Origin of the sequence: Pyrococcus kukulkanii (genome assembly GCF_041647995.1) — an archaeon.
Taxonomy (GTDB): Archaea; Methanobacteriota_B; Thermococci; order Thermococcales; family Thermococcaceae; genus Pyrococcus.
The window spans coordinates 17,749-32,877 of the sequence record NZ_JARRIB010000006.1 but is presented as its reverse complement, the minus strand read 5'-3'; the positions used below and the strand labels follow the sequence as shown (position 1 = coordinate 32,877).

The window sequence follows — 15,129 nt, the reverse complement described above, 5'->3', positions numbered from 1 at the left end:
CGCTGAGTCATACTCCTCTTCAGCTCTGGGAGGATTGTTTGTAGTGGCGTGAAGAGCGAGCATGACGCATGGAGGGCTGTTAGAAAGCTCCTCCAAGGCGGGATCATAAAGGAGTACTTTGATGAGTATCCGGCAAGAAGGTGGGTGGCGAGGTTCCTCCTTAGGTATGGGTTTAAGGTGACGGGGGATGCGAGTATAAGGTGTGGGGTCATTAAAGTGCCCTACACTAGAATAGCGAGGGCATTAAACATTGAGAGGAGGGCCGTCAAGGAGACGGCCGTGATGATTCTAGGGATGCCCGAGCTTAGGGAGGTATTCACGAGGCTTGAGCCGGTGGGGGTCTTGAAGCGTGCTGGCAGTGTGATTGAGGTTGAGACGGGGGTTAATATTGTGGGGGTTCTTGCGAGGGTTGCGGAGAAGTTTGAGGAGAGGGGCATTAACGTCATTCAAGTTGTCGTGGACAATCTCGGGCTTGACCCTGGGGGGAGGATCACGATCATTACTAGGAAGCCAATTCCTGGCGACCTCGTGAATGAACTCTCAAGGCTCAAAGGAGTTAAAAAGGTCACAATCTACTGAGGGCCTCGAGGCTTCCACACCTTCGGCTAGCATTCTGGCCTGGCATTGGAGGATACTGTTATGCCATCCTCGTGATCATTCTCTGATCTCGATTATTTCGGCTTTTTGGTGTTCGACTATTTTTCTTGGGTCGAGTTTGCAGAGTTTGTCTATCCTCCCTCCCCCAAAGACTCCACAACTTCCTCAACCCCCATCGCAACTCCACACACAAACACTCCAAACCCTTTAAAAGCTACCTAGGATAAACCAAGCATCTGACCTCCTCCCCGCCCTGAAGGGGGCTTTCAAAAGAAAATATCACAGAAAATTTGTTGCGAAGAGACGAAGCTGCGATAGAGTATATTGTTGAACGTTAACGTTTGAAATGTATTCATTTATTCAAGCTCCGTGGAGGTGTAGCCCCGCATCTTCGCAATAAATTTCTCGCAAATTTTGATCCGGATGTTCACAATGTTTTTGTGTAGAAACCTTTTAGAATGTTCCTTTTCTTATGATTTCGAGGAGCTCTCCTGTCGTGAAGATTTTAACTTTTCTTTGGTTAGCCAGTTTTCTGTCATAGCTCCAAATTCCCGCGCCAATTTTTAAGGCAAGTGCAAAGTAGGGAGCGTCATCTTTATCAATCTCACCAACAATTTTCAAGGCCTCCCTCATCTTATCGATATAAGCTTCTTTTGGAACAATCTTCACATTTCCAAGCAGGAGATTTAAGATAATATTAAATTCTTCTTCGTTGATCTTAGCTTTTTTCATGATCTCCATCTTATGTTCTTCAAGCTCATCTAAAAGGTATGCTGGCGAATAAAAACTTATGAAGGGAAAAAGGAGAACTTTCCGGGTTATAGAATCTCTTTTGAACGCTGAAATTATCACGTTAGCATCGACGACAACTTTCATATTTCATGCCTCTCTGCGATCCTCTTTTTAATCTTTTTAGCTAGTTCGCTAACATCCTCGTCTGTAAGTTCTGAATTCTCCAGGAGCTTGTCTAAAAGCTCAAGCTTCTTCGCATACTCCCACATTGCCCGCCTAGCAATCTCACTCCACTTAATCTCCCTGTGCTTTTTCATTATCTCATACAGCTCATCAGGAACTGAAATCGTCATGTTTGGCATTCCAACCACCATGTAAATTACGTGGACACACAGAATTTAAATGTTTCTACACTCAGTTTCCCTCATCCTCTGAATACACTACAATCTTTCCCGCTAGCGAGTCCACTTGTCCTAAAATTTTATAGAGCTGGAGAAGCTGGATATCCTGATATCACTCCAGTGGAGGGTAGATAGTTTTTACTTTGACTTCTAGAGGCTTTTTCAATTGGGAATCTATTATGTGAATATGAATGGGATGTTAGCATCCAACTTACCACCATAAGAGATTTAAAAATTTGGATATTATAAATTTAACAGTGGTGAGTTGGCGTGACTCTTGTGATTGCTTTAAAGTGGGTTATGGAGGATGACGGGAAGGAAGCAGTCCTCATGACTTCTGATTCTAAGGTGACTTGGGGGCCGATAAGTTATGAGGCCAAAAAGATACATCCAGTTTCCCTTGCTGATGTTCCTGTTGCAATAGCTGGCGGTTCCGGCGATGCGGCAATTGTAAAGTATGGTTATTCAGTCGTGGATTCTGTAGTGAGGGAGTTCATGAAGGATGAAAAACGGACACCCAGCTATGAAGAGTTTCAAGAGATTGTCAGTGCGGTGGAGAAGACTTTAATTGCAAGGTTTAGAGAATTGAGGAATATGGGGATTGACGTGAGCTTCAACATGATCCTGGCAAGTGTTGACTTGGAGGGAAGGGCCTCGATTTACCACTTTGACAGCAGGGGTTTAGCAGAACCTGTTCATGATAATCCTGGGTTTGCAATGATTGGCTGCGGCTCAATTACCGGCGGCATGCTTTTGCTTAAGCTTCTCGGTTATGAGCCGGAAACTCCGGCAAATTTGGGTGTTCTGACAACGTTTATAATCGACATGGTTAGCGAGATTGACCCCGCTGTTGGTCCTTTTGTTGGCGAGAGCTGGCTGATGAGGGTTGAGAGGGATAAGGTTGTTCTTGGCCCAGTGAAAGAAGATGCCCTGAGAGAGTTTAAGGAGAAGACGAGGAAGAGGAGGGAGCTTATCAAGCTCCTGAACCTCTTGTGTGATGTGGTTGGGGAGGATAAGGTTGAGAAGGCACTGGTAGGGCTCTTTGGAGAGGTGGAGAAAGATGGGGAAAGTGGAGGAGATTAGATACTTTGATGAGGGAGCTTGGAGAGATTACTTCACCAAAAACATTGCAAAGTTCTATGCAAGCGTCAAAAGGTTCTTAAAAATTAGAGAACTACTTAAAAAAGAAGCTGAAAATAGGAGTGTAGGAGAGCTTATTAAGGAGAACCCATCCCTTTGGAAGGAGATTTTCTTTGGCTCGGACTTTTACAAAAAATTTTATGGAATTGCCATAAAAGAGGAGGACATAGAGAAGATAAACACAAGAGTGGTAGGGGGCAAATCTCTTGAAGAAGCATGCGAATATGTTGCCCCTTCAATTCAAGAAACTGAAGTTGTGGCAATTACTAAGGACATAGAAAGTAGTCTTGATAAAATTTACGAGAAACTTGAGATTGAGAAACCGACGGTAGAGATTGAAGATGAAGTTACGAAGATAGAGACGCTCATAAAGGCTGTCAGAGATGTTCTGAACGATGGAAAGGCACTGCTACCACTGTACAATCCAATCTCATTCTTTATTGTTTCTATATACTCAATCCCAAAGTACTACGCCGAGAACATATATCCTCGCCTCTTTGAAGAAGAGACAAGGAGGACCTTGGAGAGATATGGTATTGTAATAGGAAAAATTGCAGGCCCAGACTTGCCAGGTGAAGCTCTAAATGACAAACTTAACATTATGGGGTTAGTTGATGGATGTCCAGGATGGCTGATTTGGAAAATAATTATGGACATCTACGAACTATTCAAGAAATCAGAAGTTCTGGAGTACTTCAATGCAATAGACGAGTTTGCAAGATATGTTGAGGTTCAAGGAGGACAATTAAAAGAATTTATTTCAGTGGAGAGATTTCCAAAGGCTCTTGAGTTTGTTAAGGGGAGATATGGAGAAAGTACCATGCCCTTTGATTTAGGCGATAGAGTTGTAAAATTTAATCTGCCAGAACAGTTTAAATGGCATGGTTCTTATTATAGTGACTACTATGGAGTGTGGGAGAGTGATTATCTTCTCCGCATTAAAGGGGGAGAGGCTAAATTTAAGAGCTACAGTGTGAATTACAGCGATCTAATAGCGTTTATGGCGCCTTTAATGTTCCTTGGACTTGCATACGTTAGGGAAATTAGGAGAGAAGGAGATAGGGAGTATATCTGGGGATGTGTGCTCGGGTGGGAGAGATGAAAAGTTTCCTAATTGAGAAGAGCAAAACAAAAAAGAAGAAAAAGGAGGCAATGGCTCAGGAGATCCCAGTGATAAAAGTCCCAGCACCAATTGTGGAAAAAGATAAAGTAATTAGAGAGGTTACAATTCAAGCGGTTCTACCAGTATTTCTTCAACTGGAAGAGATCAAGGAAAAAGAGATGGAAAATGTTGACATTGCTCCAGTAATCATAAAGCCTGTTTTCACGGAATCCGAACGCATTGAAAGCAGAGACGTTGCAAAGTTGCATCCTCCTGAGCTCATTTGCGTTGAACCTGCTTTTGAGGATAGAAGTGAAATTCTTGAGAAGGCGGTGAAATCCCTGTCTTTACCAAGGTTTGTTCCAGTCACTCCCAAATTCTTTGAGGTTATTCAGGTAGGCGTAAAGAGAGAAGCTTTTGCAACCTCTTGTGGAGATTCTTTCACGGGAACGCCCCTCTTGTGGGAAGACCTGAACTTGTTAGAGAGGACTTTTGGGAGTCCCTTTAATGTAATCTCTGAGCATCCAATAGTAATTTTTGCTCAAAGGCCAGAGGATCGTTCCTTAGAGTACATCGAGTTTTTAAAGAGGATACTACTAGAGATTTACAGGATTAGAGTCGGTAGCTTGCCTAATGCGATCCACATATCCTCGAAAAACCTTATGGAGAAAATTGATGAGATCAAGGCTGGAAACTCTATTTGTGTGGTAGAAGTTGACGAAGTTGATACTGGGAGAGAGAAAGCCAAAGAAGAAGCCAGAGAACTAGAAGAATTATTAGTTAAAAAGGCCTTATACGACAAATTGAGGGAAATATACGCCCAGGGATTTGGATTCTTAGTGTTTTATGGAAAAGCTAAGAACCTGCAAAAACTAAAGAGGAAATTATGGAACATTCATTTTAGTAAAGAAAAAGTTTTTACAAAGTTGCCAAGATTCTTGGAGATTAAAGTTAGTGACAGAGATATGTTATTTAAGTTGCCCAATTTGATGTGGGGAATATTTAATGAGAGACCTCCCGATAAAAAAGTTGCATTTGATGAGTATGCTATTGGCTTAGAAAATTCTTTTTTGGAGAAACTAGAACGATTTACGAAATATATCATTACTGCAGATGGTAACAAAATTCTAACAGCTCTTTTGGTTAATCCGAGTGAAAATGAAAGTTTGCTACACTATGCACTGAAGGCATTTGTTGTTGAGTACTTAAACAGAAAGCTCGGCATATCCATGCATCTACCTTTTGATAATGGGGATACTATCAAAATCTCCACAGAAAAAGAGTTTGGAGATATTAAGATTGATGTCTTCGTTGATGATGAAAAACTTGGACAGGTTGCAATAGAAGTTGAAACCCTCTATGGAACTTGCATACCTCTTATAAAGCTGAGAAAAACTGCAGAAAGCAGGGTTGAGAGAGGTTTCAAGACATGGATTGTTATTCCAAATCCCCAGCTGATGATCTATCTCAAAGACGTGCTGACTTTAAGGGATTGGTTGAAAAAGAGATACGGGGATTTAATTGAGTTCTACACGCTTGACATAGAAAATGCCAAGCTAATCCCAATTAGGGAATTCATTGAAAGGATTAGAGACTGGCCTCCCCCGCCCTGAAGGGCGAGGCTTGAGAAAGAAAAAAGTAATCAAATGGCTTCAAACAGTATCCAAAAAATTAGACGGTGGATATGTATCAATTTTGAAGGATCCTCCAGGTGAAATAACTATCTGGGGCCTTTGGAAATCTTATGTACATCTCCCTCAATTCATTTTGCTTTAACAGTTCCCCAATTTTTGTCTTTTTCACTGCCGGGTTGTCCCAGTACTTTTTCACAATCTTTACTAACTGTTTCTTTGCACTCTCGAGCTCTTCCTTAGTAAGCTCGCTGAAGTCCTTGTCATAAAGCCAGGCAGCATAGTAATGGACAACTGAGGGCCTATGATAGAGCCTCCCTTCCTTCTTGAGCCTCATCAGGCCGTACTTTGTCCTCAAGCTAGTCTGCAAGCGCTCGTAGCTCGCGAACCAGCTCTTGACGAACATCCAGAATTCCCGGAAGAGTGGGTCCTCTATTTCAGGCTCCCTCGCAAACTCGAAGAACACTTCATACTCATCCATAATCTGCCTGAGCTTGTTTAGGGCCTGTGTGGGGCTTGCAGCCCTGTAGAACCTCGTGAGATCGTAGAGAATAATGACCCCAATGTTGTTCTCTTTTACGAATTTTAGGAGCTCTTTAAAAACTGGCCTTTCCAGCGGGTCTGTGCTCCCGCTGGTCTGCTCCTCCAAAATTTTTACAACCTCGTAACCCCTCTCTTGGGCGTACTGCAGGACCACCTCAAGCTGGGCCTTGGGGTTTTGCTCTCCAGTACTCACACGGGAGTAGACGACAGCTTTAATCCTCATAGCTTAACACTCTCCCTGACAAGAATTTCAGAACATCATTCCAGACTCTATCAAATTCCGGGAGCGGGCTTATTTGGTGTGCCAAGCTCCGCTCCCAAGCCCTCTCATAATAAATCCTGCGTCCTTCGAATGTTTTCATATCAAGCTGAACGTTCTTAAGTCTGAACTTTTCGGGAAGAATGTTAAGAGCAGTCTCTAATTCGATGATATCCTTTAATCTCCACACATCATACAAATCTCTTGGTCTCGTTCTCTGGAAGAGTGAGCGGACTTTCTCGGCAAAGATTTCCTCAAGGGAATACGTAAAAATTTCAGCATTGCACTCATCAGAATAAGGATGAATAATTTTCCTTTTTTCTAACGGGAGCAAGATTGGTTCATTTTCCTTTTTGGTTAGATCGATTTTGATCTTTAATGGCGCTCCTGATGCCCTTATTATCCTGAAGTAGACTCTTGCCTCATAACCATTTGGCGTCTCTTTAAAGTCGACTTCCTCTTTAAAACTGATACCGCTCTCTTTTCTTGCAATCCTAACACCCTCTAGTAGTTCTCTTCGTATTGTCTCCCTATCATATTCCTCCAAAAGCGTGAAATCCAGATCGTCGGAAAACCTGTAGTCCTCAATGTAGGCCTTTCTTATTCCGGTTCCTCCCTTTAACGCCATTTTAAGGGATGTCTTTGAGAGCCCGAATAAAAGCCAGTTCTGGGCATAGTCCCTCTCCACAGTGCTCTCGGGGATCCTCTCCTTCCTCGCAACTGCCTTGATTTCAAGTATTGGGATCACTCCAACCCCTCCAGTTCAACGTTAACTATGACCCTCCACTTGCTGTCAACGTTTCCCCCTTTTGGCATTGTTGGGTCTAGAAGAATGTAGTTCCTCGTTTTTGGCCTTGGCAAGTCAATATTGACCCCGAAATAGTCACACAGGTAGCCGAGCCTTCTTACGACCGCAGAGCTGTTCATCCTCAGCGCATACTCTCTGAGTTTTTCTGCCTCAAGTTCTTCCCTGAAGGCTTTGGCGACCTCAATTATCCCCCCGCAGTACCTCGGCTTGTCCAGGCAGTCCACTACCGTCTTTTCCCTCTCTGTTATGGGTACTTGGAACTCCTCAATCCAGACTTTCTCGATGCCGAAGAACTTCTCGGGCTTTATTTTGACGATTTTATACCTTACTCCAAAGACCCTGAGGTCTTGTCTTTTCTTTCTTGCCGTCGTCTGGACGAAGACTGTGTTGGGGATTTGCTCGGTAAATCCGTGATGGTTGAGGGCCGACCAGTAGGCTATGGCTGATGGCTTTACAAGGAGTGAGCCTATTACGAACTCATGGAGCGTGTATTCTCCCTTTTCCGCTCCAAGCGGGACAATAATATATTTCCCCTTTTCAACCCTTTCAACCAAGCCCTTTTTCTCGAGCCTGCTGAGGAGAACCTTTAGGGTGTTTTTGTCGATTCCTGTTATCTTAGCTGCTTCATCTATGGTGAAGACCCTCTTTCTTGCGAGTTTGTTGAGCAGTTCAATTCTCATGATTATCCACCATAGTTAACAGCTTTGATAACTTTGGTGTATATTTTTGAGATCCATCCTATTAAACCTTTCTGCTGAATACTTCATACACAATTTTCTACACCCAACTACGAATAGGCCTAGTAAAGTGAGTATTGTCCACTTTTGCTTTAGGTTTTTTGCTATATGTTTTGTATTACGTGGAGTTCTGCTAACTTTTTGATCTGCGGTGTTGTGTTTTGCATTAGGGCTCCTAATTATAAGCAGGCATTCTTTCTTCTTATTAAAGCCTACGACCCACTCTTTCACGAGCTTCTTTTCCTTGTTTAATTTTCCTTCTACTATGACTTCCCTTTTAATTACAATCCAAGCTCGCCCTTGATTAGCTCTTTTATTAGTAATTCGTTTATTTTTGAATCAATCTCCAGTTTATTAGGAAATCTTGCGCCCTCTAGTCTTATCACATTAATAGCACCTATGTTTCCTGGTGGGTATTCAAAAGCCTCTATCTCAACTTCTATATTGTTCCTCTTACATACAGGGCATTCTCCTTCATAGGTAACCAGCCATTGATATTCTGGCCCCATCTCTCTTTCATATGTAGCTACTTTCTCCATATGGGTAGGGAGTAAATAAGTTCTATGGCACTCATTGCACGTTATAGGAACGTAGGAAATGATTACATCTTCTTCAGAGAGTCCAAAGCCTATCATGCCCTCCCGAAGAACTTTAATTCTTACTTCTTTGGGCCCGTCCTCTATGTCTTCGTAAGTAGGATACTCATATTCAACTACTATGTTCGGCTCCTCAGGAGTTATATTTTCCCACACCTTATGTCCAATTTCCATTTTCCTCCCCCCTCTTAACCCTAAGAGGGTTAGCATATCGTTTATTTTGAGAAAAGAGGAAATGGGGGGCACTAACTCTCTACTATTTTTGGAAGCAATAACTTTGCCAACCATGACGCTCCCCATCTTGGTTTCCTGAAGCTAAGAGATATGGATAATAGCACTGTGCTGTAGAATATTTTGACCAAGTGCTCTAAATGAGGTATGCTCCCAACTCCCTGTAACTGAGATAACCTAGACAATTCAAGTATTACTGCCTTATCACGGTCAGACAAGTCCTCTATTACTAGAACCTCCAAGTTTGATAGTGCTTCCTCATATCTTCTCCTAAATTCAGGGATATTAAGCAATTTATTGAGGGTACTAAACTTGTCGCAAATTACTGTGATGTGGTTTGGCACGCTTTCTAGTTCTTTTATTTGAAGTAGATCTCTGATTTTTCTGCGATCGGACGAGTATAGTTGCTGTGAACCTCCCCCTCTCCTGTTTTTCTTATTCTGATTGTCCTCTCCATCATTCTTGCCTTTCTGCTGCCTGATATAAAGGCGTGCTAATAGGAAAAACATCTTATGAATAGTGCTGACGCCCCCTTCTGCATCTTTTACTTCTACTCTCATGAATAGTGGCACCTTGTAATTCTTCTTAATGCTCTGTACATGTTCCTTAAGAGCTTCATTCTTTTTCACGTAAGCAAGCCCTACTTTATCTAGAATATCGGCCAACACATTCGTCCCATTGAATGCCACGTCTATTGCATTTATAAGGTCATTTGGGGCAATTCTGGATCCGCTGCCTTGAAGTTTTCCGAAAAGTACCTTCCTGACATCATCTATATCATTCTTGTCTTTTACATTTCCCTCCTTGAGGTCTTCATACAATCTTTCGAGTATCTCGTTTAGTGAGACCGCATTTAAGGATTGAGCAACACTGCTCCCAGTGTTTTCAACAATGATAGGTTTACTATCAATACTAATTATTTTCGGTGGATTCTCCAGCAACTTAATAAGGACGTACTCTAACCACTCATCTTTTTCCATAATATCTATTATTTCTTGCTGTGGTTTGCAATCAATAACTCCTGTTGAATAGAAGTCTATGTATTCTTTAATTATCTGCTTGGATTTCTCAATCTTTAGTGCTGATCTAAATCCTCCCCAAAACGCATCTAGGCTTATTAGCACTCCGGCCCTAAGCCCCTCATAGACAAAAGCTTCATGTTTACTAGTTAGAGACTTGTAGTAGAGGTCCCTTATAATGCTCTCAAAGTCCACACTTGGCCCGAATATTTTTGTAAACTCAGAGGTATAACTCTTTATAGTCCTGAATACTTGCTCATATGTTCTCCTGACCTCTGTCTGAGTAGCGATTGCGAATGCAAAAGATGAATAGTCTAGATATAATTTGTATATCTTTGAAATGAACTCTTTGAAATTATCAAGCGGCATATCGGCCGCATCGTCAATGATAAGGAGGACTTTCTCGCCGTTTTTGAGTTTCTTTTCGGCTTCATCCAACTTTTGCTTTATTTTGTTATCCTCTTCTCCCCCAGATACTACTATAGTGGTGTAACCGTATTCCTCAAAAATTTCCTCAATAGTTTTGAGTGTGAAAGTTTTCCCTGTCCCCTTTCCGCCTACGACAATTGCGTACCTAATTCCCTTGCTTATTATTTGTTTAAGATATTTTGCTAGTGGGTTCTTGTCAAGCTGTTCTAGGTCAAAGACTTTTGGTATGTCTTCTAACTTTATGTCGGCCTTAACACTAAAGGGGTTGTCCTTTAAGGTAGGCTTCTTCACTTTCCCCACCTCCCTCCTCATTTTTCTTCACCTCCTCTTCTTTTCAGTAAAGTATTCATATATCAACTCATCGAAGTTTTTTCTTTTAACTAGAAATGAGTCAGCATATCCTTGACTTAGCTCAAGTTTGGGTAGGGCTGAGAACGTTGTTATGGGTGAAAATATATGGCTAAAGTTGGCTAAGATCGAAAGACTGTCCGATAGAGATTGCATCTTGAAAATATAATCGGGGGTCAGACTCACTTCTACGCCAGCCTTTGCTAGTATCTTCTCCATTCCAATTTTGGAATAGAACTCTGCAAGCTGTGCTGAAATCTCTTTGAACGAGACTTCGAAATCGTCTTCGCCCTTTTTACTTGCAATTAAAGCAATGCTCGATATAACGTCTATTGGCGTTACAAGGTATTTTTCTATCGTCTCTGGTTTGAGGTTCTTGCTGAATTCAGATGACACTACGAGGTACATCCTATTGAGTAGTGAAAGAACTGTGGAGAGTGCAAACAGGAGATTCGTCCTAGGGTTTTTTGATCTTTCAATTGAGCTGAATATTGAATCCGGAGTTAGGACAGAAATTGATGGAATCTCATCTAGATCTCTCTTATCCCCTCCATAGGCTATGAACATTTCGTATATGGCCAATGCAAGTGGGTAAAACAGCACGTCTTCCTTGAAGTACTTGAACCATTCTGGATATACTGATAACAGGTACGCGAGGGCCTTTTTCCCACGTCCAAGGTAATCCCCATTAAGGGCAAAGTACCAGGACAAGATCGCTTTTTCAAGCTCATTCCTTAGTTTCTCCTCTGGAGCCAACCTCTCCCTTGAGGTAGCATCCCTTCTGAACCCAATTTCGTTACTAAGCTTGATAATTGTGCTCACAATTTCGTCGAGCAGCTTATTCACTGCCGTGTTAAAGCGAACGATCTCAAATGACACTAGAGAGTTAATGAGCTCAGACTCATAAGCAATGTTTAGCCAAATTGCTAACATTAGCCCAGCCTTTTTGTCCATATTACGCCTGATAACGTTATTTATCAGCTGTGGGATCGGGTACGTTTTCCGCTCTTTCTTCCTATTTTCAAACTCTATGAGTATTTCCTCAGAAAACTTCAAAAACTCCTTTTCACTATTCCTTATTAGGTGATACTCCCAGCCTGGAAAACGAATGGAGAAATTTATTAATCCACGCCATAATACTAGCGCCGGCAGGATCCTATACTTCACCCTCTCTTCTAACGCCTTCCTAATGTCCCCAATTTGCGGGTAGAAACTACTGAGGTATTCGACAGCCTTGTCTACAACATCTTTAACGTGGAAATCGTTAGGATAGTTTAATTTTCCGTATTCTAGAAATCTTTCAGCCTCATAAGTTATATAACTAAGAGTAACACCCCCCTCAAGGCTGAGTTGGCTGATCTTTGTCAATAAAATAGGGTTATCAAGCAGGTAATGGAGCGTCATTAAATAAACCCCCTATAAACTTTTCTTCTATCCAAAAACCACCTAAGATTTCTCATAATGACAGAACTCATGTACCCGTCTCCTCTCACCCTAGAACTCCTGAGTATCCTCGATATTATTCCACTATCTGTTGTTATCTTCAACTTAGGGTATCGGACAACTTCATCCCCAATTATTACCCCGAATCTCCCAAGTCCTGCCCTGTCCAGTTTCCTTAGAAGCCAACTTACTCCATTCTGTCCAACTTCCTCGACACTTTGGTCTGTTATCCGCAAGATAGGGACATCATACTGCTTTTCGTATTTTCGGAGTTGGTCAATACTATCTAAAGCTTCTGGAATAGTTCTTTTTTCTTCTATCCCCTTCGAGAACAATAGCAAATCAACGGCTTCAATATCAGCTCCATAACTGCCCCTCTCCCTCTCCACTACGCCCGTCAACAAATTTAATAGTTGCCGAGTGTCCACCTTCATCTCCGATCACCTGCTATGATATAGGAACCAATCTTTTTAAACTTTTTGCCTTCATCTCCCAAATATATTCAAACACTTTCAGTCAGCATCGCCTATAAGAAAACTTTATAACAAAAAGCTAGGAGGTTCCCGACTAACAGGGCTTTCCAGACGATTCCACTAAAAAGAAGAAAAGAGAAAGCATAATAACCAAAAAGAACAGCTAACAACTATTACACTTATGAAAAAAGTTTTCCGAGGAGATCATTAACATGTATATTTTTAAACCAGCAGAAGAGCAAGGAAAACCCAAACTTTCCCAACTAAGCGAACAAATCCTCCTTCATCATCGCCCCCTCACTACACCACTAACAGTCAGCACGTATTTGTGCCCGATGAAGTTCAACAGCTCGCCCCTGTCAGTCAGCCCGTCGAGTGATAGGAGTATGTTGCACGGGTTGCAGTTGCTGGGGAGAGGGTAAGTCCAGTATCCCACTATTACTCCAGTATCGGCCCTTCTAAGCATGGCCACCAAGTAGTCAGCCCCACGCCTCACATTCTTGAGTAAAATCCCCCACTCCACGCTCCCAGTCTTGTAGTCGTAGGGCTCGGAGTAGTCCTTGAGCCCTACGACAAAGTATAACGCCTCGCTGAAGTCCGTAGTGTCCCCAGCGACCACCTGTTCTGTTGGCTCAAGCGTGAATTTCACTGAACTTTCGTAAAGGGACTCAATCTCAAGGCCACCAACCGTGTAGCTCATTGAGGAGACGTAATCGTATGCCCTCAGGGTCAGCCTGTCATACCAGCTCGGGAGCTCGGCATTCGTTGCGGACGCAAACCAGCCCACCGCATAGTAGTAGGCGAGGCTCGACGGCCCGAAAGTAACAGTAACCTCCAACCTCGGGTCGTAGGAGAAAATCCCCCCGTCCTTATAGACTGCAGAGACACCAGCAAGCCCCCTCCTCAGAACTACCGCATCAAAAGCATACCCAGCCTGCCTCCCACCCACAACATCATAATACCCAAGCCAGTCAATCGTGTAGTCAGGCACGAAGGAAGTAGGCACATACTCAAGTGCAGTCCTATTTGGCGAGATTACTGATATTATGTTATCTTCTGCTCTAATGAATGCTTCAGTTTTGTTGTATAGGTATATGTCCTTTGTGGGCTCGACGTAGGCTATGCCTTCTATTAAGTTGCGGGTGTTGAGGTTGTCTAAGTCCACTTCGGTGAAGAGGGATGGGATGTCGATGGCCATCGTGGCTGGTGCCTCTGGCATCTTCAAGATTAGTATCTTGTTGAGTATCAGGGCCTTCTCTTTGGGGCCTGCGTCTTGGGTCTGGTAAACGTCTATGACCACCCTATACTTGCCCCTCGTGTTGGCCTTGACCTGCATTGGGTAGCTGACTTGGAAGGGGCTCCCCGTTGTGCCGGCCTCTTTCTCCTCTATTGCTGGGCTCTCTGCGAGGCTGTAGCCGTCCTCGTCTTTAACCGATATTATGAACTCGTGCTTGTCCCCATTCTTATCATCTTTGTCTTCCCAGGTGAATGAGGTTACGATTATGTATTCGCCCTCGTCTAAGTATAGTGGAACCTCAACGTGCATTACGTGGTGGCCCTTGTCTCCTTCTTCTGGGACGATGATCGGGAGGCCGCCCTGTGGCCCGGCCAGGCCTTGGCACCCACTTAAGCCCGGCACGCAGAGGGCCTTACCATCGGGGTTCACGGCCTCCACGAGGCCCCTCTTAAAGAGGGTTCCAACAGCTCCAGGCGTCACGTTAGAGAAGTCGTAGGCGTACCCGACTAACCCACCGCTCCGGGCTGGGGGGTAGATGTAGTAGTCCCAGTCCTCTAGGGGGATCTTGAACGCCCTCACGACCTTCTCGACCTTGAGGGTGTGGATGACCTTGGAGAGCCCCGCGAGCTCCCCGGCGAGCTGGGGGGAGACGACGCTCAAGGCCCCAGCGTCGACTTGGACTAATGGGTGCTCGAAGAGGCCCACGGCCTCGAATGAGCACTCGCCCGGCGCCCTCGCCCTCCCCGTAAAGGACACTACACTACCGCCCACGCTCACGTTCCCGCACGAGAAGCTGCCCGTGAGGGCGAGGGGTTTCCCGGGGAAGCTCACGAAAGCCCTCAACTCAACCTCGGGCGTGATGTAAGTGAGAGTGGCGTTCCCCGAGGGGAATTCAAGAGTGATCTTATTTACCCGCCCCAGGAGGGAGTAGGGGGCTGAGAACCTCACCGTAGTGTTCTGAACTTCGAACTCGACTGGTCTGCCGTTGAAGAGGACTTTCCTGGGTGGCGTGGAGTTGAGGGTGAAGACTACGCTGTCGCCCTCCACTTCGACGCCCAGGATCTGGGCGCCCACCTTAGGCTCTGACGGCTTCCTGAGGGCGAAGAGGACACCAACAACAATGGCGACAAGAACCACAACAACCACGATCTTCCCACGCCCCACACCCACACCCCACTCAAACATCCGCTGCGGAATATATAAACACAACCAAACCAAAAACAACAGAAGAGGCAACCCAGCAACAAACCCGCCAAAAACCAAAGCCCGAAAAGTGGGGCGAACGGGGGTGGCCTTAAACAATTAATATAATAATTATTGTTTGGTCAACCCGTTTCCCCACAGTTTTCTGGGTTGCCCCCGCGCCAGGCGTATATATTATATAAAAAAGCTGAAATAATTAT

The 15,129-nt window shown here is 43.9% G+C and carries 13 protein-coding genes and 1 pseudogene; 4 read left to right on the top strand and 10 right to left on the bottom strand.

The features are described from left to right. Positions 1 to 6 precede the first annotated feature (6 nt). Positions 7 to 114: pseudogene (locus tag P8X24_RS11150) on the top strand (TATA-box-binding protein); the annotation flags it as partial. A 936-nt stretch (positions 115 to 1,050) separates the two neighbouring features. Here the strand turns inward: P8X24_RS11150 and P8X24_RS11145 are convergent. Together P8X24_RS11145 and P8X24_RS11140 are read right to left on the bottom strand one after the other, a co-directional pair. Continuing rightward, positions 1,051 to 1,473 (bottom strand): PIN domain-containing protein, encoded by a 423-nt coding sequence (locus P8X24_RS11145; RefSeq protein WP_372916263.1) that lies wholly within the window; start codon positions 1,471 to 1,473, stop codon positions 1,051 to 1,053. Beyond that, entirely contained in the window at positions 1,470 to 1,703 is a 234-nt protein-coding gene (locus P8X24_RS11140) for a hypothetical protein (RefSeq protein ID WP_372916261.1), read from the bottom strand. Before P8X24_RS11140 ends, P8X24_RS11145 begins: the two co-directional genes overlap by 4 nt. Positions 1,704 to 2,000: 297 nt before the next feature. On the opposite strand from P8X24_RS11140, the gene P8X24_RS11135 reads away from it, so the two are divergent. From P8X24_RS11135 to P8X24_RS11125, 3 genes are read left to right on the top strand one after another with little or no spacing between them, the layout of a single operon-like run. Further along, entirely contained in the window at positions 2,001 to 2,813 is an 813-nt protein-coding gene (locus P8X24_RS11135) for a hypothetical protein (RefSeq protein ID WP_372916260.1), read from the top strand. Next, positions 2,791 to 3,972, top strand: a complete 1,182-nt coding sequence (locus P8X24_RS11130) for a hypothetical protein (protein ID WP_372916258.1) — start codon at positions 2,791 to 2,793, stop codon at positions 3,970 to 3,972. Before P8X24_RS11135 ends, P8X24_RS11130 begins: the two co-directional genes overlap by 23 nt. Next, a complete protein-coding gene (locus P8X24_RS11125) occupies positions 3,969 to 5,585 on the top strand; it encodes a hypothetical protein (protein WP_372916256.1) in 1,617 nt (538 codons plus the stop codon). The genes P8X24_RS11130 and P8X24_RS11125 overlap by 4 nt, the downstream gene beginning before the upstream one ends. Positions 5,586 to 5,661: 76 nt before the next feature. Here the strand turns inward: P8X24_RS11125 and P8X24_RS11120 are convergent, their stop codons facing one another. From P8X24_RS11120 to P8X24_RS11085, 8 genes are all read right to left on the bottom strand, one after another. Continuing rightward, positions 5,662 to 6,369 (bottom strand): recombinase family protein, encoded by a 708-nt coding sequence (locus P8X24_RS11120; RefSeq protein WP_372916254.1) that lies wholly within the window; start codon positions 6,367 to 6,369, stop codon positions 5,662 to 5,664. Beyond that, positions 6,359 to 7,153 carry a nucleotidyl transferase AbiEii/AbiGii toxin family protein gene (locus P8X24_RS11115; protein ID WP_372916252.1) on the bottom strand — a complete coding sequence of 265 codons (795 nt, stop codon included), beginning with the start codon at positions 7,151 to 7,153 and terminating at the stop codon, positions 6,359 to 6,361. Before P8X24_RS11115 ends, P8X24_RS11120 begins: the two co-directional genes overlap by 11 nt. Further along, a complete protein-coding gene (locus tag P8X24_RS11110; RefSeq protein ID WP_372916250.1) occupies positions 7,150 to 7,893 on the bottom strand; it encodes a type IV toxin-antitoxin system AbiEi family antitoxin domain-containing protein in 744 nt (247 codons plus the stop codon). The genes P8X24_RS11115 and P8X24_RS11110 overlap by 4 nt, the downstream gene beginning before the upstream one ends. Positions 7,894 to 8,231: 338 nt before the next feature. Further along, positions 8,232 to 8,834, bottom strand: coding sequence for a hypothetical protein (locus P8X24_RS11105; RefSeq protein WP_372916248.1), 603 nt, complete (start codon positions 8,832 to 8,834; stop codon positions 8,232 to 8,234). Next, positions 8,792 to 10,537, bottom strand: a complete 1,746-nt coding sequence (locus P8X24_RS11100; protein ID WP_372916246.1) for a hypothetical protein — start codon at positions 10,535 to 10,537, stop codon at positions 8,792 to 8,794. The genes P8X24_RS11105 and P8X24_RS11100 overlap by 43 nt, the downstream gene beginning before the upstream one ends. 6 nt (positions 10,538 to 10,543) lie before the next feature. Next, positions 10,544 to 11,977 carry a hypothetical protein gene (locus tag P8X24_RS11095; RefSeq protein ID WP_372916244.1) on the bottom strand — a complete coding sequence of 478 codons (1,434 nt, stop codon included), beginning with the start codon at positions 11,975 to 11,977 and terminating at the stop codon, positions 10,544 to 10,546. Then, the gene (locus P8X24_RS11090; RefSeq protein ID WP_372916242.1) at positions 11,977 to 12,450 is read right to left on the bottom strand and encodes a hypothetical protein; all 474 of its coding nucleotides are present in this window, start codon (positions 12,448 to 12,450) and stop codon (positions 11,977 to 11,979) included. Before P8X24_RS11090 ends, P8X24_RS11095 begins: the two co-directional genes overlap by 1 nt. Before the next feature lie 325 nt (positions 12,451 to 12,775). Further along, on the bottom strand, positions 12,776 to 14,890 hold the full coding sequence (locus P8X24_RS11085) for a hypothetical protein (protein WP_372916240.1): 2,115 nt from the start codon (positions 14,888 to 14,890) through the stop codon (positions 12,776 to 12,778). Between the last annotated feature and the right edge of the window lie 239 nt (positions 14,891 to 15,129).

Coding starts and splice junctions, on each gene's coding strand:
- P8X24_RS11145 (WP_372916263.1), bottom strand. CDS start 1,473: ATGAAAGTTGTCGTCGATGCTAACGTGATAATTTCAGCGTTCAAAAGA.
- P8X24_RS11140 (WP_372916261.1), bottom strand. CDS start 1,703: ATGGTGGTTGGAATGCCAAACATGACGATTTCAGTTCCTGATGAGCTG.
- P8X24_RS11130 (WP_372916258.1), top strand. CDS start 2,791: ATGGGGAAAGTGGAGGAGATTAGATACTTTGATGAGGGAGCTTGGAGA.
- P8X24_RS11125 (WP_372916256.1), top strand. CDS start 3,969: ATGAAAAGTTTCCTAATTGAGAAGAGCAAAACAAAAAAGAAGAAAAAG.
- P8X24_RS11120 (WP_372916254.1), bottom strand. CDS start 6,369: ATGAGGATTAAAGCTGTCGTCTACTCCCGTGTGAGTACTGGAGAGCAA.
- P8X24_RS11110 (WP_372916250.1), bottom strand. CDS start 7,893: ATGAGAATTGAACTGCTCAACAAACTCGCAAGAAAGAGGGTCTTCACC.
- P8X24_RS11105 (WP_372916248.1), bottom strand. CDS start 8,834: ATGGTTGGCAAAGTTATTGCTTCCAAAAATAGTAGAGAGTTAGTGCCC.
- P8X24_RS11100 (WP_372916246.1), bottom strand. CDS start 10,537: ATGAGGAGGGAGGTGGGGAAAGTGAAGAAGCCTACCTTAAAGGACAAC.
- P8X24_RS11095 (WP_372916244.1), bottom strand. CDS start 11,977: ATGACGCTCCATTACCTGCTTGATAACCCTATTTTATTGACAAAGATC.
- P8X24_RS11090 (WP_372916242.1), bottom strand. CDS start 12,450: ATGAAGGTGGACACTCGGCAACTATTAAATTTGTTGACGGGCGTAGTG.